This is a genomic window from Nostoc sp. (genome assembly GCF_036917555.1).
Taxonomy (GTDB): domain Bacteria; phylum Cyanobacteriota; class Cyanobacteriia; order Cyanobacteriales; family Nostocaceae; genus Nostoc.
On sequence record NZ_JBALDD010000037.1, the window covers coordinates 54,208 to 80,632 of the forward strand.

The window sequence follows — 26,425 nt, forward strand, 5'->3', positions numbered from 1 at the left end:
TTTTATAGAAATAGGTGAAGTTTTGTAAAAAGCATTGACTATTTTTTTTACGCCGACAAACAACCTAACACTGCCACCAGCTTGGCATCGCCTCACTCCGATTTGGCAAGGAGGGGAGGAAATAATTCAACAAAGTTTACCTCACACTCAGCTAGCACCAGCATGGCAGCTAATGCTTTTGGGTGACGGCTCTCCAACACGTCACTTAGAATTGCTCACAGGTGAGCCTGTAGAGGTAGATGTTATTGATATGTCATTGATTGGCATCGACTTGGATGCTGCTCCTGAGTTAATTCAAGCTGTCCCAGAACCGCGATTACGGCGACAAGTATGGCTGCGTACCGCTTCTGGTCAAAGATTAGCCTATGCTACTTCGTGGTGGGAAGCCAGTCATGTCGATGAGTATTTACAAAACCGTTCATTACCAATTTGGGCAAGTTTAGCTCGTCTTCGCACAGAGTTGTATCGGGATGTTCGAGGGATTTACTATGGTGACTCATTGGCACTAGAGTCCGGTTTTGGTCTAACTGGGCCTTTTTGGGGTCGCCACTACTTGTTTTGGCATCATGGGCAGCCACTGACATTAATTTATGAAGTTTTTTCACCTTATTTAACCAAATATTTGGGACCTATGCACTTGAGTGCTGTTAATGCCGAGGCATAGTATTATTTAAAAGTTTTTTATTTTTTACAGTGCGCCCCAGAGTATGGGAATTTTACACTAATGACTTTGAAGACAGATAATCTATGTAAAATACCTGGTACTGAATTAACCTTGCCTAGATCAAGTCAATACTACAGATGGAAGCTATGTAAATAGAAGGTAGTTTGGATTACAGATTACTTGCAGCTTTTTCAAGTTAGTTATATCCTCAAAGTGCTTGAAATGAAGGATGTTAACTTTTGGAGACTTTCCGAAACAGACAGCCGTTAAAAGGAATGTCCTGCGAAATTCAACAAAGCGTGTTAAAAAAGGTAACTAACCATTAGAACACCGCTTTTAAACAGTAGAGAAGGTTGATTAGAGAAATATCATCAATGTCTACAAGTGGAGAAATTTATGAAATTAACTGCCTTAGATCGCAAAAAACTTTTTGGTTGACTTAACCAGTTCAGCAAGTAATGAGTTTGGAAATATGAGGTATAGGTTTCAATGGCACCGCCTCTTGTGTCTGTTCCGATGAAGAAAAATAAGAAACCGTCTTTGGTGCTGACGCTCTCGGCTACTGGGTTATTGATTGGTGCGGGGAGTGTAGCTTACTGGTTGTTAGCTCAGAGACAAATATCTTCTACCGATTTGCTAGTAGGTGCAAATATTATTCCTGGTGATGCCCTGTTTGCGGTTTCCTTAACAACAGATCCCCAGCAGTGGCAGAAATTGCGGCAGTTTGGGACAAAAGAAACCCAAACAGAACTGGACAAAAATTTAGTCCAGTTACGCGATCGCTTTCTGACTAATAATGGTTACGACTTCCAGAAAGATATCGCTCCTTGGGTAGGCGATGACGTGACGATCGCAATTCTTGCCCCAGCAACAGGGAATAAACCTGCACCCAAACCAGTTACCACCAATGAAAATGCTGCTAGCGATCAGCAATCAATGGTAATGGTATTGCCAGTAAAAAATTCAGAAATCGCTAAAAGCATTTTGGCACAACCCAAAACTCTTAAACAAGCCAAATGGGTTGACCGTATTTATCAAGGGATCGCCATTAAACAAAGTGAGGCACAAGCAGGGCAAAACTTCTCGGCTGCATTACTAGATGGGCGTTTTTTAGTCATAACTGATAGTCCCAAAGCCACAGAACGAGCGATCGACGCCTACAAAAATAAAACATCCCTAGTCACAACAGGCGGCTTTGCTGAAAATTTCCCGAAAATTGCCAATTACCAACCCTTTGCTCAGTTTTATATCAATGTGCCGACAGCAGCGAAAATAGCCGCAGCTTCTCCAAACCGCCCTTTACCTGCTCAAGTTCTGGCTCAACTGCAAAATAACCAAGGTTTAGCAGGGACAATAACCTTAGAGTCAGAAGGAATCCGCTTCAAGGGCGTTTCTTGGTTAAATCCTAATAGTCAACGTGTGCTGGTGGTGGAAAACAAAGCTGGGAAAATGCAAAGCCGCATACCAGCGGAAACCCTAATGATGCTTACTGGTGGTAACTTACAGAGATTGTGGAGAGACTATGTTTTAACATCTCAGGGAAATCCTTTATCACCGATCGCACCAGAACAGATTAGAGGTGGTATAAAATCTCTTACCGATCTCGATTTAGATAAGGATTTGCTTAGTTGGATGAAAGGGGAGTTTTCGTTATCAGTAATCCCTGCTACTCCAAAAGAAGGTTCACCAAATGATTTTCGTGCGGGTTTGTTGTTCATGGTACAGACAAGCGATGCCTATAGTGGGCAAAGCCTACGCAAATCAGCCGAAGCATCCATCAGTCAACTGGATGAAGTGATGAAAAATCAATACCAGTTCCAAGTACAACCGGGGAAAGTCGCAGGTCAACCCGTTGTTAACTGGATATCACCTTATGGTACATTAACTGCCACCCACGGTTGGTTAGATGAAGATGTCGCCTTTCTGGTAGTGGGTGCTCCGATCGCGGATAAAATTGTTCCCAAACCTAACTACACACTAGCTGGCACTCTTCCCTTCCAACAAACAGTTCCTACAGAACCCAATCCGACAAATGGTCAATTTTTCCTGGATGTGGAACGAACTGTGAAAAATTTCCCTTTACCAACTCTAATTCCCAATCAACAAACTTTGCTAGATGCAACGCGCTCAATTGGGATGACATCTGCTGTCAGCGATAATCGCAGTAACCGTTACGATATTTTTATCGAACTTAAAAAAGTTACTAACGCGACTACATTGCCTAGTCCAGAAGGGAGTAAGAGTAACTCTGTTAGATAGAGAGTGGGGAATGGGGAGTGGGGAGAATCAGGGAGATGGGGGAGAAGAATTAATAATCAATGCCCCATGCCCAATCTCCAATGCCCCATTCCTGATTCCCCTCTAAACATATAGGATCAAAACAGTCAGAATCGATATTTTAAATCATCCACGGAGAGAACACTTTATGAATTTGGTTGTACTCCAGAACTGGCTGGACAATGCGTCCTTTGCCATATTATTCCTGACAATGCTGGTGTATTGGGGAGGAGCGGCTTTTCCGAATCTGCCTTATCTAGCCGCTTTGGGGACAGCTGGGATGGCGATCGCAAATTTGTGTATAGCTACTCTACTAGGGTCACGATGGATCGAAGCTGGTTACTTTCCCTTAAGTAATCTCTATGAATCTCTGTTTTTCTTAACTTGGGGAATTACCGCCGTTCATCTGATTGCCGAAAATAGTAGCCGTAGCCGTTTAGTAGGAGTTGCGACAGCTCCGGTGGCAATGGCGATCGCAGCTTTTGCTACTATGACACTACCATCCCAGATGCAAGCGTCAGAACCCTTAGTACCTGCCTTGAAGTCAAATTGGCTGATGATGCATGTCAGCGTCATGATGTTGAGTTATTCTGCTTTGATGGTGGGTTCGTTATTAGCGATCGCTTTCTTAATTGTCACTCGCGGTCAAAATATTCAACTACAAGGCAGTTCTGTTGGTACTGGTGGCTATCGCAGCAACGGCTACCGCTTACACAAAGCCACTGAACTAACTTCTCAACCACCAACCCCTGCTGTCGAAAATAACGGCTTTGCCCGTTTTGAACCTAGTAGCAACGGCAACGGTAACGGTAACACTGCTGTTTTGAATTTAGTAACTACCCCTGAATCTCAAGCCGTAGCATCTGCTGAACCTCTTTCACCCCAGCGTCTTAGCCTTGCCGAAACCCTCGACAACATCAGCTATCGCATCATCGGACTAGGATTTCCTCTGCTGACAATTGGCATTATTGCCGGTGGCGTTTGGGCTAACGAAGCCTGGGGTTCCTACTGGAGTTGGGACCCGAAAGAAACTTGGGCGTTAATCACCTGGTTAGTGTTCGCTGCCTACCTTCACGCCAGAATTACTCGCGGTTGGCAAGGGCGTCGTCCCGCAATTTTAGCCGCCACTGGCTTGCTTGTGGTTTGGGTTTGCTATCTCGGTGTAAATCTTTTAGGTAAAGGTTTGCATTCTTACGGTTGGTTTTTCTAAGAACCGTTTAAATAAAACTACCTCACCCGCGCTACCGCGCACCCTACAGTGTACACACAAGTCTGAAATAGCTGATTAACCAAGGTTTTACCCCACCCTAACCCTCCCCGATATATTGGGGAGGGAACCGACGTTTAGTTCAGAGCAGGCGACCGATCTGTTTCTAAACCGATTCCCAGACTGACTTCGTTAAAACTGTCAAAGCAACTTAAAACTGCTCAGGCAATATTACCTGATGCATCGCTTTGAAGCATTGATTTCCCTGCAAAACCGGAAAGTTGCTTTAAGGTTTCGCTTTAAGCTGCCCCAGGAAAAGGATGAGTACGGCAATAGTAACGTGTATCTCGACCAATACAGTGGTAAGGTTTTGCGCTTCAATAATGCGCTGAAGTCGTCGTTGGGCGATCGCGTCCTCAACTCCTTTACTCCTCTGCATTACGGCACTTTTTTGGGACTTACATCCCGCATACTCTATGTATTTGTCGGACTTACACCGTTGATTTTGTTCATTACTGGTTTTGTAATGTGGCGAAATCTACTACAGGATTTATTAAACGCTCCGTTTTAAAATAATTACAACAAAAAAGCGCCCCCCATTTCTGGAGGGCGCTTTTTATTTAGCTAATACTGAAGTATTAACCGTTGATAGCAGGAGCAGTCATTGCTACAGGAGCAACTTCACCAGCAGCCAAATCGAGTGGGAAGTTGTGAGCGTTACGCTCGTGCATTACTTCCATACCCAAGTTAGCGCGGTTGATTACGTCTGCCCAGGTGCTGATGACGCGACCTTGGGAGTCAATGATTGACTGGTTGAAGTTGAAACCATTCAGGTTGAATGCCATCGTGCTGATACCTAAAGCGGTAAACCAGATACCAATGACAGGCCAAGCTGCGAGCAAGAAGTGCAATTGACGGCTGTTTTGAAATGATGCGTATTGGAAAATTAAACGACCGAAGTAGCCGTGGGCTGCAACGATGTTATAGGTTTCTTCTTCTTGTCCGAACTTGTAACCATAGTTCAGAGATTCAACTTCGGTTGTTTCACGAACTAAGGAAGAAGTTACCAAGGAACCGTGCATTGCAGAGAACAATGAACCACCGAATACACCAGCCACACCTAACATGTGGAAGGGGTGCATCAAGATGTTATGTTCTGCTTGGAACACAATCATGAAGTTGAAGGTTCCAGAGATACCCAAAGGCATACCATCAGAGAAAGAACCTTGACCGATGGGGTAGATCAAGAATACTGCACAAGCAGAAGCCAAAGGTGCGCTGTAAGCTACGCAGATCCAAGGACGCATACCTAAGCGGTAAGAAAGTTCCCACTGACGACCAAGGTAGGCAGCGCAACCGATCAAGAAGTGGAAAACTACCAACTGGTAAGGGCCGCCATTGTACAACCACTCATCAAGAGAAGCTGCTTCCCAGATTGGGTAGAAGTGCAAGCCGATGGCGTTTGAAGAAGGAACAACTGCACCAGAAATGATGTTGTTTCCGTAGATCAAAGAACCTGCAACTGGTTCGCGGATACCATCGATGTCCACTGGAGGAGCAGCGATGAAAGCAATTACGAAGCAGGTTGTAGCAGCTAGTAGGGTTGGGATCATTAGTACACCAAACCAACCGATGTATATACGGTTATCGGTGCTGGTGATCCACTCGCAGAAGCGATCCCATACGCTAGCGCCAGAGCGCCGTTGTAAGGTTGTGGTCATTGTTTTATAAGTGCTATGGGTTGTTAAATATGGAACAAACGGTTTTATTTTCGCCTGTTGAAATATAGTCTACATGAATTTACTTGGACGCGAACTGTGACTTAATATTCTGTAATCTAATTCTTGAACAAGCTCATCGAACTGTAAAGTTTTCCTACTATTAACATATAGTCATCAAAGTAATGGATTGAGGCTTTTTAAGCCATTTCAACACTAAACTAGCTATCACTTTCAATGACGCGATCGCCTAGTTACTTTCCTTTACACTTCTTTACAATTAGCCAATGAGAAACATTTTAAGTTTTGTCGATTTGCAACGAGATAATAAGTTCTATGTTGTCTGATGGTTCAGTTAAAAGTCAAAGTAGATGTAGGGCAAACTGCCTTCTGGAGCTAATAACCAAACAGCGTAAAAACATAGGGGGACGAAGACAAGCTTAAGGGGCCAGTTAAACTCTAACTTCAGCATTCGATTGAATGCATAGACTACAGCCATAAGGGCAGCTAAACCTAGAAGTACCCAAGCGAGTTGGGATTGGCTCATATTTAAGGCTTCTACATAGACCTTTTCAGCAAACTGGGCGTCAGCCGGATAACCCCAAAGATGCCGAATTACCAAAGAAGAGTCTTGGAGATTAGGTAGACGGAACCAAATCCAAGAGGTAAAAACCATCAGTTGAGTTAAGAACCAAGCGACAAAGATACCCAGAGGATTTTGCCAGAATTGTTCTAGATTTTCAAAGCGATCGCTTATAGAATCTGTAAGTCGATGAACCACCAAAGCTAATCCGTGGAGTATACCCCAAACGACATAACCTAAAGCAGCACCGTGCCAGATACCAGCAATTAGCATCACAATAAATAAATTCCAGCAGGTACGGACTAAACCCCGACGGGAACCACCCAAGGGAAAGTAGACATAGTTACGTAGCCAATCTCCTAGAGTGATATGCCAGCGCCGCCAAAATTCGGAAATATTGGTGCTGAAATAAGGAAAGTCGAAATTTTCAGGTAGAACCAAGCCAAAAAGCATAGCACTACCACGGGCAATGTCTACGTAACCGTTGAAATCTAGATATAACTGCAAGCCATAAGCGAATGTAGCTAACCACAGATCGGTACTACCCGCCCGTTGCAAATTACCGAAACATAAATCGACGAAAATTCCCAAGTGGTCTGCAAAAATACCTTTTTTAACTGCACCCCTAGCAATCAACCACAACGCTTCAGCTACTCTATTAGTACTGGCTAATTGTAGTGTATTAAATTGATTCGCTAAGTTGTGATAGCGCGTAATCGGCCCTGAAATCAGTTTGGCGAAGAATAATTTGTATGTAGCAAATTTGAGAAAATTATCAGTAGCCGGGGCACCGCGATAGACATCTATTAAATAAGCAATACATTCAAAGGTGAAAAATGAAATTCCCAAGGGTGCAATTAATTTAAAAGAGCTATCTGGTGAGTTTGTTTGGACATGAAAAACAAACTTGAATAAAGGGGTAAAATACTTAAAAGCTAATAACAGTAAAACATTTAGAACTATACCTACCCACAAAACCTTTAGACGGCGGCGATTCCAATCAACTTGAGCAAATTGCCACTCTTCATTAGAAATTTGCAAGTCAAGAGAATGTTTTCCTGGTGATGTGTTGTTACCAAGTTCCAGCCCTATACGGAAATTTATAAACGTCAATGCTAATAGTAATGGTATGTATTGAATGTGCAAAGATGCATAGAAAACCAAACTAGCAATTAGCAGCGTCCATAATCGCAATTTATGTTGTGCTAAAGACCAGTAAATTCCTAACACACTCAACAGGAACAGCCCATAGAAAATTGATATAAAGTTCATTTTTTAGTCATTAGTCATTTGTCATTGGGAATGGGGCATTGGTCATTAATCAATAATTATTCTTTCCCTTCTTCCTTATCCGATTCCTTACTCCCACTCCCTACTTCACTGGCCAAGGAATCATCGGATCGTTAGCTAGCTTTTTCGAGACTTCGTATGCACCAAAGCGGTTGAGGTGGCTAGGATCAGAAAAGTAATCATTTACTTTTGTCCACTGTTGGCTCAAATCACGATAAATAAAGTTGGGATTAGTAGCCAAACGCAACATATATTGCTGAAATTGTTGCTCATATTGTTTACGTACTGGATCTAAATAATCTCCCGTCAGAGGCATGTTGAGAAATACTAAAGAAATTTTCTGAGACTGGGTAAACTGAAGCACTTCTTGAAAAGCAGTATCTTGCTGTCCTTCTACTTGGAAAGATTTATAGTCGTTGTCATAATTTCCGGTAACTCTAGAATGTTTTTGATAGTATCTCGCAGGATTAAAGCGAATAGACAAGGGTAGAAAACCATCAAAGTCAACCGCTTGCTGGGAAATACTTTCATCTGAAGTACCGTCTGTCAACTGTTTTTGTGATGCAACTGTCTGATTATTACCAAATAAGAGCAATTGTTTTTGTAGTAAACTTTTAATTTGGTCGCGGTTTTGATAGCTAGCAGAAACAGATGCTAAAGCCTGATTTAACGATTGATTGACAGCTTGATAAGTACTAATCTCCTGTTTTTCTTCGTTTGTTTTTTCTTCTTCTCCCGAATTTACCGTATTTTCTGGCAAATCATTGCTACTTGCCGTTGTTGGTGTTTTTTGGAATGCTTGTTTATAACCAGCTGATGCAGCGAGCGATTTAAAAGTAATATCGTCGCGCCCACCGTTGAAAGCACGCGCACCATCTGCCCAGATAATTATTTTGGGTAGTTCTGATGGTTCCAAAACGTGACGAATCACAAAGTCTACAACTTGTGCGGTAGCACCGTTGATCCCAAAGTTAAATACGTCAAGATTTGGATAGCCTTGAGTTGCTAAAGCTTTAGAAAGTGCTGCGGGATCTACTCCTCTGAGGGCGCGGGAGGAGCCAATAATCAAGACATCTGGGGGACTACCAGTTCTAGCTAAACGCTGTTTATACAGTGCTAGTTGCTCGTCTAACTGCCTGACATTAAAACTTGGCATCTGCGATCGCGCTGCTAAAAGAATAGCTGTTGCAGTTGCTTTTTCCTTCAGTGGTGCTGCTGCCAAATTATTTTTTGGGGTATCATCACTCTGCGTAAATTCCGAAGCGTTAAATACAGAACTCTGATTTGGAGGAGATTTTGTCTTGGAAGTGCTGCTAAAAAATGTCGTTTTCTGACTCTGATTTTTCCCAGATGTCAAAGATGCCTTTTGCTCGGAAGATGGGAGGGTGGGACTAGCAATTTTTGGCGAACTGGGCGTATTACGTGCAATAATTTGACCCAATACCCAATCAGTTTGGAGGGTGAGCAATAATCCCAGTGTTCCCCAAACCAGAGCAGTTTTAAGTCCTTGAACATCATGGTTACGTTCCGCTGACTCGTCGCTTTCGGTAAATAGCTGGCTTTTCAACAGGAATTTTCTGGCAGTTGAACTCGCCGTTGCTATCCAATCTCGCGCTACTTCTGTTACAAAACTTTGAACTTCTTCTGTGGTTAAGTCTGGGCGCAAAATTGGCTCACTAGTCTCAGACGTTACTAAATCGTTAATGTATATAGAAGTAGCAGCAAATTCTGGGGTTGCTTCTGGTACTAAACGTTGGCGATGTTCAAGATCGACGCCATAATGCCAAAAAGGTTCTTTATTCCCAGCACGGCGACCGTAGATACGTACTCCTATTATACCGGAAATTTTTAACTGGCAGATAAACTGCGTAATTTTACTTGCGACTTGTTGCCGCTGTGGACAAACAGGTGCATCACACATAATGTGTAATAAACCATTTTTGTTCAGTAGAAGTACGCGAATTCCACCTGTCAATAGTCGCCAATCCAAATCAGGATTGAGTAAACGCTCTAGTAAAAATATAATTGCTGGTTCATCGCCAGTATTTGCCAAATCAAGTGGTGATATGGCAAAGGCGGGATGGTTGGCTGCGGGTAAAGCCAGCCAATCAATCCAAGTGGGTTCCTTGTCGCCTGCTTTTTGTCCGTATACGGTGGCGGCGAGAATGGCTTGAGGAGCGATCGCTTCTAGCTGCGGTAAAATCGCCTCTAAGCACACTACCTTGTCTGGGATCGGGGCAGTTCCTAAGGGATCAAAAGCTGGGATACAAAATATATGTAACGTTGATTCTTTCAGAGAAACTTGCACACCAACTTTTAACTTTGATAATACCTCAGCTAATAATCGAGCGATCGCTTGGACATCCCCCCAACGCGCCCACTCTTTAAGCATTACCTCTGGTGGCGTCAAATCCACCCGCAGCAGCCAATCAGGGACAGTTTCGCCGCTCACCTGAGAAACAATTACTGCATCTTGGTAGCCGGAAAGCTTGAGATAACGCAACTTTTGTGCTATTGGTTCGGCAAGCAACGATGCATCAGGGCTATAGCTTGACTGGCAAAATATCCACAGGCGATTTTCTTCTGGCTGAGAATTCTTTGGCTTATATAGCTTAATCTTTGCCTGTACTGATACACCTAGCGTACTCAGAGTTTCGCTAAGATATCGAGCGATCGCTTCTGGATTCCCTTGGCGTGCCAAACTTTCGTTAGAGACAATTAGCGCCCCACCCGATTGTTTGGATTTTTCTGAGTCTGCTAGCAGCGCTTGTTGCACTTGATCGAGATGCTTATCTATTTGATTCAAGTGAACTCGATGGCACCATGAGGGACGCTGTTCCCCTTTTCTGCGACCATAGACAAATACTTGATATATTGAGGTTTGTTCGCTGCTGGTGAGAATATCTAAGTTTGTTTGCTGTAGTGCTTGCAGCAAATCAGACAAAGTACGCCAACGCTGCGGACATTCTGTACCTTCACAAAGAATATGAAGGTCATTTCCCCGCAACCGGACTTTCACTCCGAAAGTGTTGATCCCTGTTGCTTGGCTTACCCATTGCACTAAGGATTGCTGGCGATCTGGTACTACTGTTTTCATGCTCAGTTAACTTTACAGTCAGCGACGGTTGGGGGATAGTGCCTGCACTTGTAAACTAGAACCATAGGTCTATCACACTCTGACGTTCTTTTTTAACAATTTTGTTACCTTCGTAGCTCACAAAATCAGACAAGATAGTCTTGTATAGGTTACAAGTCTGACTAATGTTGAGTTTTGCGTTTATTTTACTAATAGGGAGTCAAAAATCAGAAGTTAGGAGTTAGGAGTCAGGAGTTAGGAGTTAAAAGTTAGGAGCCAGGAGTCAGAATAATTCTATATGACTGGTTAACAACTTGCCCTTTAAAGCCGGACTTGCGTCCCACTGCCCTAACGCCCTTGATGGGCGAAACAAACAATAAGTTTATCTCATTTAAACTCCCTTGCTTTATCCTTGGAGTCATCTTAACTCCTAACTCCTAACTCCTAACTCCTAACTCCTAACTCCTTCTTACTCATACTTCCCATAACCAAAAATTAGCAATGCCTCCTACCAACCAACAATCTTCACCTAAACCCGCATCCAATCTGGATTTATTTCCCATTCCCCAATCGTTCCTTTTACAAATAGGTACAGCGTCTATATTACTGCTGCTGATTACTGGAAAAACTACAGTAAGAGCATTAGAAGCCATAGGAGAAGCCAGTGAAGAATTATTTCGAGGCGATCGCCTACCCAATCTAGACTTCCCAGATGAACACGAAATCAATCAAGATGAGAAGATATACACCAATTAATTATTTGCTCAGGAACAACCCGGTGAGCATTAAGTGCAAAACCTAGAACCGTAAACAGTAATTAGCTTTACAAGAATAGAGAATATGGGTTCCCTTTTATACTCTTCGTCTCAAACTGCGGATATATACCCGGTGTCGGAATTATTTTTGCGTCATCGTCTCCAGGTAGTGGAAGAATTGTGGGAGTCAGTTCTCCGGCAAGAATGCGGTCAAAATATGGTAGATTTGTTGCGGCAGCTGCGTGATTTATGTTCGCCAGAAGGACAAGCAACAAATGACCAAGCATCCTCAGCCGTCAAATTAATTGAACAACTAAATATCAACGAAGCAATTCGCGCGGCTCGTGCTTTTGCTCTGTATTTTCAGTTGATTAACATCATCGAGCAGGAATACGAACAACGGCAGCAATTGAGTCGGTATGAGGCAGAAACAGAGGCTATAGAGCCGGAAACAGCGTCCAATGTTAACTATTCGTCTAATCAAAGAGAAGATGACGCACCTGTTAGCAAGGGAATAGCAGCAGCCTTCCTGAGAAAGAATTATCTCGAAAAGGCGCAAGTCAAACCAAAAGGTACTTTTGCTGCCTTGTTTCCCTATTTATTCAAACTGAATGTACCACCCCAGCAAATTCAACGTCTAATTGCACATCTGGATGTACGGTTAGTTTTTACAGCGCATCCGACGGAAATTGTTCGTCATACCATCCGGGATAAGCAGCGACAGGTGGTACAACTTTTGCAAAAACTGGATACCTTGGAAAACCATTCTGGGACTACGCCAGGAGCATATCCTTGGGAAGCAGTAGATGTCCGCGAACAATTGCTCGAAGAGATTCGCCTGTGGTGGCGTACAGACGAACTTCATCAGTTCAAACCCACAGTGCTAGATGAAGTAGATTATGCCCTGCACTACTTCCAAGAAGTTTTATTTGATGGCATTCCCCAACTGTATAAACGTTTCAAACACACTCTATCCAATACCTTTCCTTGGCTAGAACCACCGAGTAAAAACTTTTGCTCTTTTGGCTCCTGGGTAGGCTCAGACAGAGATGGGAACCCATCAGTCACACCCGAAATCACCTGGAAAACGGCTTGCTATCAGCGCAAAATGGTGATTGGGAGATATATTCAGTCCGTGAAAAACCTGATTGAATTGTTGAGTGTGTCGATGCACTGGAGTGATGTTTTACCAGACTTACTGGAATCTCTAGAATTGGATCAGTCCCAGTTAAGCGAGGTATATGACGAACTGGCGCTGCGTTATCGACAAGAACCCTATCGGCTAAAACTGGCTTACGTGCTGAAACGGTTGGAAAATACTCGCGATCGCAATCTATCTTTGTACAATCGGGAAACCCCAACAAATCAAGATAGCCCCCTGTATCGTTCGGGAGCCGATTTTTTAGCAGAACTGCGAATGATTCAACGCAACTTGACAGAAACAGGTTTAAGTTGTCGAGAATTAGAAAATCTGATCTGTCAGGTAGAAATTTTTGGTTTTAACTTGACACAGTTAGATATCCGTCAAGAATCATCCCGTCACGCCGATGCGCTTAACGAGATCCTGGAATACCTGCAAATATTACCTCAACCTTACAATGAACTATCCGAGGAGCAAAGAGTTGCTTGGCTCACAGGCGAACTGCAAACCCGTCGGCCACTAATTCCGGCAGAATTGCCATTTTCGGAAAAAACCAACGATGTAATTGAAACCTTTCGCGTCGTGCGATCGCTGCAACAAGAATTTGGTCTTAACATCTGCCAAACTTACATTATCAGCATGTGCCGCGATGTAAGCGACGTGCTGGAAGTATTGCTTTTAGCCAAAGAAGCCAGACTTTTTGACCCCGCCATTGCCGTCGGAACAATTCAAGTTGTCCCCCTATTTGAGACAGTAGAAGACTTACAACGCTCTAGAAGCGTTATGCGGAAACTGTTTGAACTCCCGTTATATCGCGCTTTATTAGCTGGTGGTTACGAACAGACAAAAGCAGAAGGTGCAGATGAAAATTCACCCTCCCCTGCTCCCATACTCCCCTGCTCCCCTGCCTCCACCTCCTCCATCACCCTCAACTTGCAAGAAGTAATGTTGGGGTATTCTGACAGCAACAAAGACTCTGGTTTTTTGAGTAGCAACTGGGAAATTCATAAAGCTCAAAAATCACTGCAACAAATAGCAGAAAACTACGATCTAAATTTGCGGATTTTCCACGGCCGCGGCGGTTCTGTGGGACGGGGTGGCGGCCCCGCTTACGAAGCGATTTTGGCTCAACCAGGTCATAGTATCAATGGGCGAATCAAGATTACCGAACAAGGAGAAGTTTTGGCTTCTAAATATTCCTTGTTGGACTTGGCTTTGTATCACATGGAAACTATTACCACTGCTGTGATTCAAGCCAGCCTGTTGCGGACAGGGTTTGATGATATTGAACCCTGGAATGAGATTATGGAAGAATTAGCAGCGCGATCGCGTCAACATTATCGTGCTTTAATCTACGAACAGCCTGATTTTGTTGATTTCTTCCACGAAGTAACTCCCATTGAAGAAATTAGCCAACTGCAAATTAGTTCCCGTCCCGCACGCCGTCCATCTGGTAAGAAAGATTTAAGCAGTCTGCGAGCTATTCCTTGGGTATTTAGCTGGACGCAAACTCGCTTTTTACTTCCTTCCTGGTATGGCGTTGGCACGGCATTACAAGAATTCTTGAACGCAGAACCAGAAGAACACTTGAAATTACTGCGCTACTTTTATGTGAAATGGCCCTTTTTCAAGATGGTGATTTCTAAAGCCGAGATGACTTTGGCAAAAGTAGACATACAAATGGCACACCACTACGTCCAAGAACTCTCAAAACCAGAAGATCAACTTCGTTTTGCCAAGGTATTTGACCAAATTGCTAGCGAGTTCTATCTGACAAGGGATTTGGTGTTAAAAATCACCGATCACAATCGACTATTAGATGGCGATCCTGTATTGCAACGATCTGTGCAGTTACGCAATGGGACAATTGTCCCCTTGGGATTTATCCAAGTTTCACTACTCAAGCGTCTACGGCAGTCCCAAAATACTACTGCTACTTCTGGAGTAATTCATTCTCGTTATAGCAAAGGCGAGTTACTGCGAGGAGCATTGTTAACTATTAATGGTATTGCAGCCGGGATGAGAAATACAGGTTGATGGGAGTGTGGGAGCAGGGAGCAGGAAACAGGGAGCAGAGGGGAAGTTGCAGTAAACATTTTTCCTTTGCCCCTCCGCCTCTTCCCAATACTTCGACTTACCTCGGCTTCTCTACGAGACGCTACGCGAACGCTCGGCACAAGTCGCTCAGTACAAGTGCCCAATGCCCGAATGTTTATTAAACACATCTAACTTGGATTCACGCAGGGGTAACAAACATCTACTATTGAATCATTGTTCCCATAACCCAGTTCAAAGCGTGGTTTCTTCCCAGTAAGGCGGATTACCAAATCGTTTGATTAAAAAATCGATAAATGCTTTGACCCGCAGCGAATTTCTGCGATTTGGCAAATAAAGCGCATAAATGCCCATATCTATACTGGTTTGGGGATATATTTGACAATCGGTTAGCACTGCTTGCAACTTTCCTTTTCGGATGTCTTCACCAATTAACCAAGTTGGCATCAAAATCAGACCCGTCCCATCCAAACAGACTTGGCGGAGTACCTCAGAATTACTTGATATTAAGGAACCACTTACTTTAACCTCACAAAATTCGGTATCTCGTTTGAATCGCCAAATATCATACCCCATGAAATAAGTAAACAATAGACAGTTATGATTTGCTAACTCGTCTGGATGTTTGGGTTTACCATGCTGTTTGAAATACGTTGAACTACCGCAAACGAGGCGTGTATACGAGGCAATCTTACGCAAAATTAGATTTGCTCCAGACCGATCGAGATTTCCAATGCGGATTACAATATCTAAATCTTCTTCCACTAAGTTAGACAATCCATCGCTCAATCTCAAATCTAGCTTTACTTCTGGATACTGAACAAAAAAATCATTGACAATAGGTGCAATATGCAGTCTTCCAAAGGCAACTGGTACGCTGACTTTCAATAGTCCGCGTGGAATATCCTGCTCCATCACACACTGGTTTGCTTCCTCCACATCTTGCAAAATGCGAACTGCCTTATCGTAATATTTACGACCTTGCGCTGTAAGGGTAACGCTGCGAGTTGAGCGGTTGAGTAGTTGGGTATTGAGCATTTCTTCCAGAGCATTTACTTGGCGAGTCACAGAAGATACTGCCATCTGCATCTGTCGTGCAGCTTCAGAAAATCCGTCAGTTTCTACCACTTTGACGAAAGCACGCATCGCTGCAAATTGATCCATTGGTTTCCCTATACTTTTGCATAAAACGCAAAGGTGTTTGGCATACTAGCTCTATTATCATTCTTTATGAATGGAGTTATCGTTAAGAGGTCAGAAATTAATGGAAAGAAACCTGTGACCTTAACAATTGAAATCACTTCAGACTTTATCTGTCCCTGGTGTTTGGTGGTAGATAAACGACTCGATCGAGCAATTGAGCAACTAAAAGCTCCGGTTAAGATTAAACGCCTTTGGTATCCGTTCGAGTTAAACCCCACCATGCCAGAAGCAGGGATGGATCGTAAAACCTACCGTTCTAACAAGTTTGGTAGTTGGGAATATTCACAAGCGCTAGATGCTCAAACGATGCAGGCGGCTACCGATGACGGCATTGAATTTCGCTATGACTTAATGCAGGTTACTCCAAATACTCTAAAAGCTCATCGCTTGAGTTGGTTTGCCGAGCTTGAAGGCAAAGCGACAGAAATGGTAGAGCGGATTTTGAACGCTTACTTTATGCAAGGACAAGATATTACCGATGTCGAAACTCTAGTTAAACTTGCGGCGGAAGTTGGGTTAAATGCTGACAAAGTTAGAGCATTTCTACATTCTAATGAAGGAGTTGAGGAAGTAAAAGCCCTAGAGGAGCACGCAGTAAGCCGGAATATAAAGGGAGTACCGTCGATCAAAATTGGTCAAGAAACGATTGTTGGAGCGCAAAGCATTGATGTTTTTTTGACAGCCTTACAAACTGCGTTAAATGAATTAGAAGCCGTATAACAAAATACAAGGGGTTCAATGACTATAAAACCAACAGGTAATCGAGCAATTATTATTGGTGGATCGCTCGGTGGTTTGTTTGCAGGAATTATGCTGCGCTCTATTGGTTGGGATGTAGATATTTACGAACGCTCCGATCGCAATCTTGATAGTCGCGGTGGTGGCGTTGTACTACAAAGCGATGTTATTGAAGCCTTTGAACGCGCAGGTATCTCTACTCAATCGCTGGGCGTAACAGCGCACGAACGTTATTACCTAAACTCCGATGGTAGTGTTGACCAACCGATGCCAATGCGTCAAATGTTGACCTCTTGGAATTTGCTTTACGGTTCTATGCGTCGGCATTTTCCCTCTGAGCATTATCATTACAGCAAATACTTAACCGATATTCAGCAAAACGGCGAACAGGTTACAGCAATCTTTGCTGACAGAACTCATGACACAGCAGATTTATTGATTGGTGCAGATGGCCCAAATTCGACTGTGCGACAACACTTCCTACCAGATATTCATTATCTTTACGCGGGATATGTCGCTTATCGGGGACTTGTGAACGAAAATGAACTGGAATCAGATGCGGCTACTTTGTTTACAGAACGATTTGTGTTCTATCAATTTCCCAACTCTCATATACTGCAATATCTGATTCCGGGCGATCGCGAATCTTTAGTACCTGGAGAACGCCGCTTTAACTGGGTTTGGTATGTCAATTACGATGAGATAACCGAACTACCTCGTATTTTGACAGACAAGGAAGGCAAACATCGGGATTATTCTATTCCACCCGGAATGATAGCACCAGCAGTTGAACGAGAGATGCGTTCTTATGCCAATACTGTACTAGCGCCCCCATTCCAGAAACTTGTTGCTGCAACTCAAGAGCCTTTTGTCCAGGCAATTTTAGACTTGGGAGTGCCACAAATGACCTTCAAACGGATGGCGCTAATTGGCGATGCTGCCTTTATTCCCCGCCCCCATACGGCAGCAAGTACCGCAAAAGCGGCGGCTAATGCAATTTCTCTTGCTCAGGCGCTAGTCAGATACAACCATAATGTTATTAAAGCTTTGCCAGCTTGGGAGCCGAGTCAACTAGCTTATGGCAGACAACTTATGGCATCCGGTCAGCAAATGGGCGATCGCTCTCAGTTTAGTTATGGAACAAGTCGATTTGGTGAAAATTTAGATACTCTCCAACAAAAAGCGTAGAGTAAACTGATTTAAACTACTTCAGGAAACTAAAATGCCGCAATTGGAGAGTAAAAAACAAGTTCCCTTAATGAGTTTGAATCGTTTTGAAGCATTTAGTGATGGTGTATTTGCAATTGCGGTAACTTTGCTTGTGATTGAAATTAAAGCACCTGACCTATCTCAAGCAACCTCCTCTGAAACTGTTGCTAAACTACTCCAAGTATTTCCTCACGTTTTGAGCTATGCCACCAGTTTTATTGTTATTGGTGTAATTTGGATTAATCATCATGCACTCTTTCATTTCATAAAAAGAGTTGATCGCACTATTTTAGTAATCAACTTACTTTTATTAATGTGCGTTGCTTTTATCCCCTATCCTACGGCGCTTATTGGTGAATATGGAACCTCGCTGCCCGTGGTTGTTTTTTATGGACTGACACTAGCACTGACTGGATTTGCTTACAATACGCTCTGGTTTTATGTTGTCCGTCGGTACATCACGAGTGAAAAAATCATCCACCAAAAAACAGTTCAAAAAGCAACTATTTGGACTCTTAGTTATCCAATTTCTTATCTTGTTGCCGCAGGCTTGGCTTTTATCAATATCAACTTGAGCATTGTACTTTATATCCTTATTCCCTTGTTCTATCTTTTGCCTGGAATTATCGACAAGCAATTGATGGAACAAGTCTGAAGTAATCGGACAGACTTGTCCCAAGTAACTATTGAGGAATTAGCATTGTATCAATAATAGGACTTACGCATAAAAGATCCCCCAACCTCCTGAAAAAGGCGGCTTTTGAGATCCCTCCTTTTTAAGCTCTACCCCAGTGCTGGACTCTAGAACGCAATTCTTTTTTCCTAGAAACGAGTGTTCCCAGTTCCTTTGCTGCTGCTGATGTCCGGCACGGTTCTATAAAACGCGTGGCTTCAGCCGTTGGAGAAGGTGCTATGGCGGTCACTTTTGCTTAAAAATATTTAGAGGAAACGGCTTAAGTTGCGATCAACATTAAAACTAAGGATTCTACCTTAACTTAGTGCCATTCGCCCTAATGACTAATGATAAAAAACAGAATTTTAATTTGCACTTTTTTGGCGCTATCATCAGGTTTTTTTGGTGCTTACACCAGTGGGCAAATTACCCTGATGCTGCATAGCCAAAAGTGTCAAAACCAACCTTGGGGTTTAAAGGAGATGTGCAACGCTTGGATGACACCAGGCGCTATATGGCAAGGTAGCACAACAGGATTATGGACAGGTACTATCTTAGGGGCGTTTGTTGGCGGCTTGGTAACACGCCAAACTCGTGATTAGTTTTGGTGAATAGAATTCGCGCCTACACAAACAAAGCCTACGTGGGCTAAGAGAAAATTAAGGTTTTTTAACCCACCTTGGTGGGTTTTACCTATCGGTGAACCCATAGCAAAAAAGCCAGTAGGCAGGTTTGGCGTCAACAAGGCTGGTAAAATCTACCCATAGCGAAGAAGAGTAAATTACCATGCCTACCGAAACTAACCCAGGAAATCAAACTACTACAGGGGCTGATGCGATTGATGAAGCGATCGCACAGGGAATTGATTTTGATGGTTCTCCCATTCCACCTGCCAAGCTAGAACTTTATGGTAAAGTTATGGCGCTAGAAGGCAATAGACAGCGCAGTGGTGTATCTAATACGATGCGATCGCGCATTGTGCGAATTGGCGCAAAACACATTCCTCAAGCAGAACTCGACCAATTACTTGTAGATGCTGATTTCGCACCCCTAAAAGAAAAAGAAATTGCCTTTTTTTATAGTGGTAAATAATTGTTAATGTTTTACAACAGTTTTCATTTATTTGAACCAAATATGTTGTAAGGGTACAGCATTGCTGTGCCCTCAATTCTCTATCTCACACATCTGAAATTAGCATCAGTATTTTGGCTTCTAGAGTAATTTCCTGATCGCATCGAAAGTGTATCTTCAGCAAGATATTGTCAGCTTTGCCTTGTGTTTGAATGGCAAATGGCTATATGTACTTGAGTAATAGCTGAAAGACTTGGAGAACACATGTCAGAAACTACGCCAAATTCAGAAATGCAATACCGAGTTATCGGCAGCACAGGAGAGAAAGTTTCCGCCATTGGATTGGGTGGTTGGCACATTGCCTTGAAGCACGTTGATGAGCAACTAGGTATCCGTATTGTTAGAACAGCCATCGATCGTGGCATCACCTTTATGGATAACAGTTGGGATTACAACGGTGGAGTCAGCGAGATTCGCATGGGAAAAGCACTGCGCGATCGCTACCGGGATAAAGTTTTTCTGATGACGAAAATCGATGGTCGCTCTAAGAAAGAAGCTGCAAAACAATTAGATGAATCACTCAAACGCCTACAAGTTGATTGCATCGATCTTGTTCAACATCACGAAATGATTCGATACGAAGATCCCCATCGAATTTTTGACCCAGAAGGAGCAAATGCTGCCTTCATTGAGGCGCGAGAAGCTGGAAAACTCCGATACATTGGCTTCACTGGGCATAAAGATCCCCATATTCATCTACATACACTGGAAGTTGCAGCTGCTCACGGGTTTAAATTTGATACAGTACAGATGCCGCTGAATGTAATGGATGCCCACTACCGGAGCTTTGCAAAGCTGGTTGTGCCAGAACTTGTAAAACAAAACATCGGCGTTTTGGGGATGAAAAGCTTGGCAAACGGTATTCTTTTACGGTCAAAGACTGTAACGCCAATTGAGTGTTTACACTATGCTTTGAATTTACCAACATCGGTTGTGATTACCGGAATTGACAGCATGGAAATTCTAGAGCAAGCTTTTGAAGCAGTGCGGACGTTTCAGCCAATGAATGACGAGCAGGTGCGATCGCTCTTAGCAAAAACGGCAGAAGCGGCATCACGCGGCGAGTTTGAGCCGTTCAAAACCTCATCAATCTTCGACAGCACTGCCCAAAATCCAGATTGGCTGGGAGAGGAGCCACAGCGCATTCAGCAATTGATGTCAGCGTGATGCTTTCTTAGTGTTGTCTGTGGAGGAAGTTCACAGGGTGATACAACAATAGAGCATCTTTCAGTTTAGTAATTGCGTAGGCGTAGCCCGTCGTAGACATCGCTACATTATCTAATGCAACCCCCTGCAATGGGATTGTTTTGACTGACAATGCGATTGTTTCGGCTAACAATGCGATTGTTTTGACTGACAATGCGATTGTTTCGGCTAACAATGCGATTGTTTTGACTGACAATGCGATTGTTTCGGCTAACAATGCGATTGTTTTACCTAACAATGCGATTGTTTCGGCTAACAATGCGATTGTTTTACCTAACAATGCGATTGTTTTGACTGACAATGCGATTGTTTCGGCTGACAATACGATTGTTTCGACGTGCAAAAATTAACTCACGCTTTTTTTAACCTTGTTCTATCTAAAAATATCAATTTACTGTTAGTTTTTTTGTTCTAATGGGCACATTAAATATATACCCTATATCAGTATATATATGCCTGTTCAAGATAAAACCCGTCGTTTGCCTTCTCAATCAATTAGTCAAGATATAAACTCATTGCACGGTTTGCAAATCATTAGCACATACAATACAACCCGTACTGATGCCTCTGTAGCAAACTTACAGCAAGCTTATCAGACTATGTTAGTGCAGCAACAAGCCGAAACCGAGAAACTAACTTTATATCGTGCTGCTGCTGATGCTGCACGATTAGCAGAATGGGAATTTCACAATGCTGTATTAGCGATGAAAGAAGTGATTCGCGGTCAATATGGCTCAGATAGCGATCAAGCTCAAGCTGTTGGACTGAAGAAAAAATCAGAACGCAAGCGTCCCAATCGTAAAAAGTCAGTTGCAATGGCGTAACCGCCCGATGGAAGCGATCGCAAGTTAATTAACTGAAGGGCGATCGCTAACTTTTCTCTCGGTGCTATCGCCCATGTTCAAAAACTGTAAACTGGTAAATTCGACCTTTAATTCCCAAGAAATAATCTTTACTCAAAATTCAATCTATCAAAATAGTGAATTAATTTCATAACTATTGATGTGAGAACTTCTATCTAGGGATTGATATGGCTAATAAGCTAAATGAATTAGAAATAGTATACTAAATCACATGAGATTGTATTGTATGAAATCCAATTATGTTGCAAAACAACTTTCCACGGTAAAACGCTGGATGGCTACAACATTGCTTTGTATGTTAGCGATCGCCTTTGTTTGGCAAGGTGCATTTTTCTCGAACACCTCAGCAATGGCTGCTCCTGCTGGAACCTTGATTGCATATGATGATGCAGATCGCGCTCAAGATAAAGCTAATAGAGATGCTGGACGAACCAAAAATTTCATTGATGAGACGGCAGATAAAGTTAAGGACGCTGCCAAGAGCAATGCCAATAAAGTTGACCAATCAACAGACAATGGTAGTTTTATTGAGCGTAAAGCCAAGAAAGATGCCGCTACAATTCAGAGAAGAGCAAATGAAGATGCATCTCGGACTAAAGAAGCAGTAGACAACACAAAGAATGTTGTTGAACGTACTGTTGAAAACATTAAGGATGCTTTTGGTAAATAGAGGTATAGATATAGCAATCTGATTGGATTTGCGAAAACCGAAAGCTTGAAATTTCCGACTTCTTAAAGAAGTCGGAAATATTGTTGTTTGTGAATAATTTTGGAAAGTCTCAGGTTACGTGAATATTATTACAGCAATTTACAGGTATTCAAACCATTATGGTAGGGTAGCACAGCTAGTTTTGCTTCACTACAGGGGATTGTACTTAAAATCTACTAATTACCCGGACATTATATTTAGATAAAAGAATCGAGTAGCTTTAGATACATGTTTTCATAGCTATAGGAACTTGCGATCACTGATAAAATTAGCTGCTGTCACAGCAAACGAGTAGAAACTATTGTTAAATATTTACTAGCAATTATGCTAGATATATAGTTGTAAGTAAAATATTTGACTTTCTTTTGTACTAACTTAAGATAGCAAAATTGAGTAGTCTGCTTAAAAAACTTCCGCAAATTACTCTTAATAAACTTATTTTTATATACGCGTTGCAGGCTATATTTAAGTAGCATTACTCATTAAAAAATGTGTTATAACTTTAACTGATTGCGACCTTATTTGACGAATTGTTAATGGTTAACAGATTTTTCACCATTATCAATTAAGAAGTTATACTTTCCACTACAACTTAGTAACAATGTAAGAGTTTGATTCTGTGGACAACCCGACCGTGGGAAAATCAAAATACCGAGACTCGAAGTTAGAGAGGAAAACCTTATAATATGCATCTGAGCGAAATCACCCATCCTAATCAGTTGCACGGTTTATCTGTTCGCCAACTGCAACAGATTGCCCGTCAGATTCGAGATAAGCATCTTCAAACAGTAGCAGTTAATGGTGGACACTTGGGGCCAGGGTTGGGTGTTGTCGAATTAACACTAGGACTTTACCAAACACTGGACTTAGATCGAGATAAAGTGATTTGGGATGTAGGACACCAAGCTTATCCCCACAAACTGCTTACAGGGCGTTACGATCGCTTCCACACCCTTAGACAAAAAGATGGAATTGCTGGTTATCTCAAACGGGGTGAAAACAAGTTTGACCACTTTGGGGCTGGACACGCTTCTACAAGTATTTCAGCAGCATTGGGCATGGCTTTAGCGCGAGACTTGAAAGGAGAAAAATTTAAAGCCGTTGCTGTGATTGGGGATGGGGCACTAACTGGCGGCATGGCTTTAGAAGCCATCAACCACGCCGGACACCTACCAAAAACTAACGTATTGGTTGTTCTCAACGACAACGATATGTCCATATCTCGCAACGTCGGTGCGATCCCCCGCTATCTCAACAAAATGCGCCTCAGCCAACCGGTGCAATTTATTAAAGATAATCTTGAGGAACAGTTGAAGCAAATTCCTTTCGTTGGTGAATCCCTCTCACCCGAACTCGGACGCATCAAAGAAGGTATGAAGCGTTTGGCTGTTCCGAAGGTAGGTGCAGTTTTTGAAGAACTCGGCTTTACCTACATTGGGCCAGTGGATGGACATAATCTTGAAGAACTAATTGCCACCTTCCAACAAGCACATCAGATACCAGGCCCAGTTTTAGTTCATGTGGCAACAGTCAAAGGCAAAGGTTATGAAATTGCCGAACTAGATCAAGTTGGCTACCACGCCCAAAGCCCCTTCAACGTCGCAACTGGCAAAGCCATTCCTTCTAATAAACCCAAACCCCCGGCTTATGCCAAAGTCTTTTCTCACACCTTGGTAAAACTTGCCGAACAAAACCCGAAAATCGTCGGGATTACTGCGGCTATGGCAACGGGGACAGGTTTAGATAAACTTCAAGCAAAACTGCCCAATCAATATGTTGATGTCGGCATTGCGGAACAACACGCAATTACCCTAGCAGCAGGACTTGCAAGCGAAGGGATGCGCCCCGTTGCAGCTATTTATTCCACCTTCTTGCAACGCGCCTATGACCAGATAATTCATGATGTCTGCATCCAAAACCTGCCAGTATTCTTCTGCTTAGATCGGGCAGGAATCGTCGGATCTGATGGCCCCACCCACCAAGGTATGTATGATATTGCCTATCTGCGTTGCATTCCCAACATGGTAATCATGGCCCCCAAAGACGAGGCAGAACTGCAAAGCATGGTAGTAACTGGCGTTAATCATACCAGTGGGCCGATCGCAATGCGCTACCCTCGTGGCAATGGCTACGGCGTTCCCTTGATGGAGGAAGGTTGGGAACCTTTGGAAATCGGCAAAGGCGAGATTCTGCGTACAGGCGATGACGTGTTAATCGTTGCTTATGGCACGATGGTTTATCCAGGAATGCAAGCTGCGGAAATTCTCAGTGAACATGGCATTGAAGCAACTGTAATTAATGCACGTTTCGTTAAGCCTTTGGATACCGAGTTGATTTTGCCTTTAGCGAAGAAAATCGGCCGTGTTGTCACCTTAGAAGAAGGTTGTATCATGGGTGGCTTTGGTTCTGCGATCGCAGAAGCTTTACTAGATGCAGATATTCTCGTTCCTGTGAAGCGATTCGGTGTGCCAGATGTGTTAGTAGATCATGCTGAACCTAATGAATCTAAAACAGAATTAGGTTTAACTAGTCATCAAATAGCAGAAAGAGTGTTGCAAGCTTTCTTTAAACGGCAATTATCTACTGTTGTTTAGCTAATTCTTTATAGAATGAATCGCCCACACCTGAGTCACAAGTGTGGGCGATCGCTTATGAAAATGGCAAGTCTAATATCAATATATTCAAGTTATGCTATCGCCTACGGAGCTACAATTCTATCACGATTGATTTTGTCCAAGGACAAGACAAAGTTGATGTCAGAAACCTAAATATTAGTGATTGGACTACCCTGCAAAAGCTGATTAGTAATGATGGTGAAAACAATGCTTTAATTAAGACTTATTTTGATGGTTATTCGTCCAGCGATCGCAATAAAATTAAAAGCGGACTTTTCTTTCGTAACTGCCAGTTATGGAGAACTTACACCTGATTGTTGCTTAATTCCCAAATCCTAGATATTAAGTTGAGCTTTGCTTTGGGTTATATCTTTGTTTTCTAAGTACGCTTTGTGCTTACTACAAACTTTTCATTACTACCTTGACAGACTACTAGTAGAAGACATCAAGCAAAACCTGTTCCAAACAGCCCAAGCAATCAATGCTGAAGATTTGCAAACCTGTCATTTTGGTCTACTGAAAGTCAGACAGTTGGTTCCTGGTATTTGACTCCTCGTTTTTGATGACGGTCATTAGCAACGATAGGATAAACAATGCTGCGTAACCGATTGATTGCACCGACAGGACGATGCACTGCTAGACCATTCCCAGGAGAAAAACTGAGATTTTCCCCAAAGTCATTTTCTTTGGCAGAATTAACCTGCTGATGCTTAACTCTCAGCCGACCAACTGTAAAGAAGGGTGATTCCTCTTCATTCCAAACAATGGTGGTATCATCAATGGACATTTCTGGGCTGGTTTGAAATTGGATTTGAAAGTCCCAACAATATTCAGCATCAGGTTTTGCTAAAGCTTGAATGATATCCTCTCGGTAGTAATTGTCCTCTAAACCTGAAGCTCTGGCACGCTGAAGCTCACTTTCTGGTCTGGACTCTAAAGGAAGTTGTTGATGAGGTGGTTGACTAGAAACTGGAGTAAATCTATATTTAATCACAACCGGATATTCCACAGGAATTTGCCCTGGTTGAGATGGATCAAAATCAGATTTGAGTCCCAAAGAATACGCTGAAGCACTCCAATAGCGTTCTGTAAGCAAACTTTTGGGAAAGCGTTTGAAACTGTTTTTTAGAAGTGTAGCTTCGTAGAGATGCGACTTTAGCCATAAAACCACCAACAGCCTAAAAAGCGGAAACAGCCCTGCTCGATAAACCGTCAAGAAAAAGCTGTGGAAGTCTTTGATGGTTCTAACAAAAAAGAATTCGGTATTGTGGGTAATAATATCTTGGGTTTTTAACTCGTGACTTTGCGGTAG

23 protein-coding genes and 1 pseudogene are annotated in these 26,425 nt (G+C 42.7%); 19 read left to right on the top strand and 5 right to left on the bottom strand.

The features are described 5' to 3' along the window. Positions 1 to 34 precede the first annotated feature (34 nt). The 4 genes from V7K60_RS15640 to V7K60_RS15655 all read left to right on the top strand — a co-directional run bounded on the left by V7K60_RS15640 (position 35) and on the right by V7K60_RS15655 (position 4,719). A complete protein-coding gene (locus tag V7K60_RS15640; protein WP_334926775.1) occupies positions 35 to 664 on the top strand; it encodes a chorismate lyase in 630 nt (209 codons plus the stop codon). A 489-nt stretch (positions 665 to 1,153) separates the two neighbouring features. Further along, positions 1,154 to 2,923: a DUF3352 domain-containing protein gene (locus tag V7K60_RS15645; RefSeq protein WP_334926776.1), complete on the top strand. Its 1,770-nt coding sequence runs from the start codon at positions 1,154 to 1,156 to the stop codon at positions 2,921 to 2,923. Positions 2,924 to 3,089: 166 nt separating this feature from the next. Continuing rightward, positions 3,090 to 4,151, top strand: a complete 1,062-nt coding sequence (gene ccsB, locus V7K60_RS15650; RefSeq protein ID WP_334926777.1) for a c-type cytochrome biogenesis protein CcsB — start codon at positions 3,090 to 3,092, stop codon at positions 4,149 to 4,151. A gap of 235 nt (positions 4,152 to 4,386) precedes the next feature. Next, on the top strand, positions 4,387 to 4,719 hold the full coding sequence (locus V7K60_RS15655; RefSeq protein ID WP_334926778.1) for a PepSY-associated TM helix domain-containing protein: 333 nt from the start codon (positions 4,387 to 4,389) through the stop codon (positions 4,717 to 4,719). 67 nt (positions 4,720 to 4,786) lie between these two features. On the opposite strand, the gene psbA is transcribed toward V7K60_RS15655, so the two are convergent. The 3 genes from psbA to V7K60_RS15670 all read right to left on the bottom strand — a co-directional run bounded on the left by psbA (position 4,787) and on the right by V7K60_RS15670 (position 10,836). Further along, positions 4,787 to 5,869 carry a photosystem II q(b) protein gene (gene psbA, locus V7K60_RS15660; RefSeq protein ID WP_334926779.1) on the bottom strand — a complete coding sequence of 361 codons (1,083 nt, stop codon included), beginning with the start codon at positions 5,867 to 5,869 and terminating at the stop codon, positions 4,787 to 4,789. 352 nt (positions 5,870 to 6,221) lie between these two features. Further along, on the bottom strand, positions 6,222 to 7,721 hold the full coding sequence (locus V7K60_RS15665; protein WP_334926780.1) for an MBOAT family O-acyltransferase: 1,500 nt from the start codon (positions 7,719 to 7,721) through the stop codon (positions 6,222 to 6,224). A 100-nt stretch (positions 7,722 to 7,821) separates the two neighbouring features. Then, positions 7,822 to 10,836, bottom strand: coding sequence for a DUF1574 family protein (locus tag V7K60_RS15670; protein ID WP_334926781.1), 3,015 nt, complete (start codon positions 10,834 to 10,836; stop codon positions 7,822 to 7,824). A gap of 480 nt (positions 10,837 to 11,316) precedes the next feature. On the opposite strand from V7K60_RS15670, the gene V7K60_RS15675 reads away from it, so the two are divergent. Together V7K60_RS15675 and V7K60_RS15680 are read left to right on the top strand one after the other, a co-directional pair. Beyond that, positions 11,317 to 11,571, top strand: coding sequence for a hypothetical protein (locus V7K60_RS15675; RefSeq protein ID WP_334926782.1), 255 nt, complete (start codon positions 11,317 to 11,319; stop codon positions 11,569 to 11,571). Between the two features lie 84 nt (positions 11,572 to 11,655). Continuing rightward, the gene (locus V7K60_RS15680; RefSeq protein ID WP_334926783.1) at positions 11,656 to 14,748 is read left to right on the top strand and encodes a phosphoenolpyruvate carboxylase; all 3,093 of its coding nucleotides are present in this window, start codon (positions 11,656 to 11,658) and stop codon (positions 14,746 to 14,748) included. 252 nt (positions 14,749 to 15,000) lie between these two features. Here V7K60_RS15680 and V7K60_RS15685 read toward each other — a convergent pair whose 3' ends face one another. Further along, the gene (locus V7K60_RS15685; protein WP_334926784.1) at positions 15,001 to 15,930 is read right to left on the bottom strand and encodes a LysR family transcriptional regulator; all 930 of its coding nucleotides are present in this window, start codon (positions 15,928 to 15,930) and stop codon (positions 15,001 to 15,003) included. A gap of 114 nt (positions 15,931 to 16,044) precedes the next feature. Here V7K60_RS15685 and V7K60_RS15690 point away from each other — a divergent pair, with 114 nt between their 5' ends. From V7K60_RS15690 to V7K60_RS15750, 13 genes and pseudogenes are all read left to right on the top strand, one after another. Then, positions 16,045 to 16,689 (top strand): DsbA family oxidoreductase, encoded by a 645-nt coding sequence (locus V7K60_RS15690; protein WP_334926785.1) that lies wholly within the window; start codon positions 16,045 to 16,047, stop codon positions 16,687 to 16,689. Between the two features lie 18 nt (positions 16,690 to 16,707). After that, complete coding sequence (locus V7K60_RS15695; RefSeq protein ID WP_334926786.1) at positions 16,708 to 17,895, top strand: FAD binding domain-containing protein; 1,188 nt, start codon at positions 16,708 to 16,710, stop codon at positions 17,893 to 17,895. Between the two features lie 70 nt (positions 17,896 to 17,965). Further along, on the top strand, positions 17,966 to 18,571 hold the full coding sequence (locus tag V7K60_RS15700; protein WP_334926863.1) for a TMEM175 family protein: 606 nt from the start codon (positions 17,966 to 17,968) through the stop codon (positions 18,569 to 18,571). A 140-nt stretch (positions 18,572 to 18,711) separates the two neighbouring features. Beyond that, a pseudogene (locus V7K60_RS35290) lies at positions 18,712 to 18,849 on the top strand (pyridine nucleotide-disulfide oxidoreductase); the annotation flags it as partial. A gap of 87 nt (positions 18,850 to 18,936) precedes the next feature. After that, complete coding sequence (locus tag V7K60_RS15710) at positions 18,937 to 19,191, top strand: hypothetical protein (protein ID WP_334926788.1); 255 nt, start codon at positions 18,937 to 18,939, stop codon at positions 19,189 to 19,191. A gap of 184 nt (positions 19,192 to 19,375) precedes the next feature. Then, on the top strand, positions 19,376 to 19,681 hold the full coding sequence (locus V7K60_RS15715) for a small RNA NsiR4-regulated ssr1528 family protein (protein ID WP_094332552.1): 306 nt from the start codon (positions 19,376 to 19,378) through the stop codon (positions 19,679 to 19,681). 243 nt (positions 19,682 to 19,924) lie between these two features. Next, positions 19,925 to 20,887 (top strand): aldo/keto reductase, encoded by a 963-nt coding sequence (locus tag V7K60_RS15720; protein ID WP_334926789.1) that lies wholly within the window; start codon positions 19,925 to 19,927, stop codon positions 20,885 to 20,887. Positions 20,888 to 21,027: 140 nt separating this feature from the next. Continuing rightward, positions 21,028 to 21,276, top strand: a complete 249-nt coding sequence (locus V7K60_RS15725; protein ID WP_334926790.1) for a hypothetical protein — start codon at positions 21,028 to 21,030, stop codon at positions 21,274 to 21,276. A gap of 102 nt (positions 21,277 to 21,378) precedes the next feature. After that, the gene (locus tag V7K60_RS15730; RefSeq protein WP_334926791.1) at positions 21,379 to 21,750 is read left to right on the top strand and encodes a hypothetical protein; all 372 of its coding nucleotides are present in this window, start codon (positions 21,379 to 21,381) and stop codon (positions 21,748 to 21,750) included. Positions 21,751 to 22,015: 265 nt separating this feature from the next. Next, the gene (locus tag V7K60_RS15735) at positions 22,016 to 22,459 is read left to right on the top strand and encodes a hypothetical protein (protein WP_334926792.1); all 444 of its coding nucleotides are present in this window, start codon (positions 22,016 to 22,018) and stop codon (positions 22,457 to 22,459) included. A 725-nt stretch (positions 22,460 to 23,184) separates the two neighbouring features. Beyond that, complete coding sequence (dxs, locus tag V7K60_RS15740) at positions 23,185 to 25,092, top strand: 1-deoxy-D-xylulose-5-phosphate synthase (RefSeq protein WP_334926793.1); 1,908 nt, start codon at positions 23,185 to 23,187, stop codon at positions 25,090 to 25,092. Between the two features lie 41 nt (positions 25,093 to 25,133). Then, positions 25,134 to 25,427 (top strand): hypothetical protein, encoded by a 294-nt coding sequence (locus V7K60_RS15745; protein ID WP_334926794.1) that lies wholly within the window; start codon positions 25,134 to 25,136, stop codon positions 25,425 to 25,427. A 58-nt stretch (positions 25,428 to 25,485) separates the two neighbouring features. After that, positions 25,486 to 25,662, top strand: a complete 177-nt coding sequence (locus tag V7K60_RS15750; RefSeq protein ID WP_334926795.1) for a hypothetical protein — start codon at positions 25,486 to 25,488, stop codon at positions 25,660 to 25,662. Here V7K60_RS15750 and V7K60_RS15755 read toward each other — a convergent pair. Continuing rightward, positions 25,637 to 26,329, bottom strand: coding sequence for a hypothetical protein (locus V7K60_RS15755; RefSeq protein ID WP_334926796.1), 693 nt, complete (start codon positions 26,327 to 26,329; stop codon positions 25,637 to 25,639). The genes V7K60_RS15750 and V7K60_RS15755 overlap by 26 nt on opposite strands. Between the last annotated feature and the right edge of the window lie 96 nt (positions 26,330 to 26,425).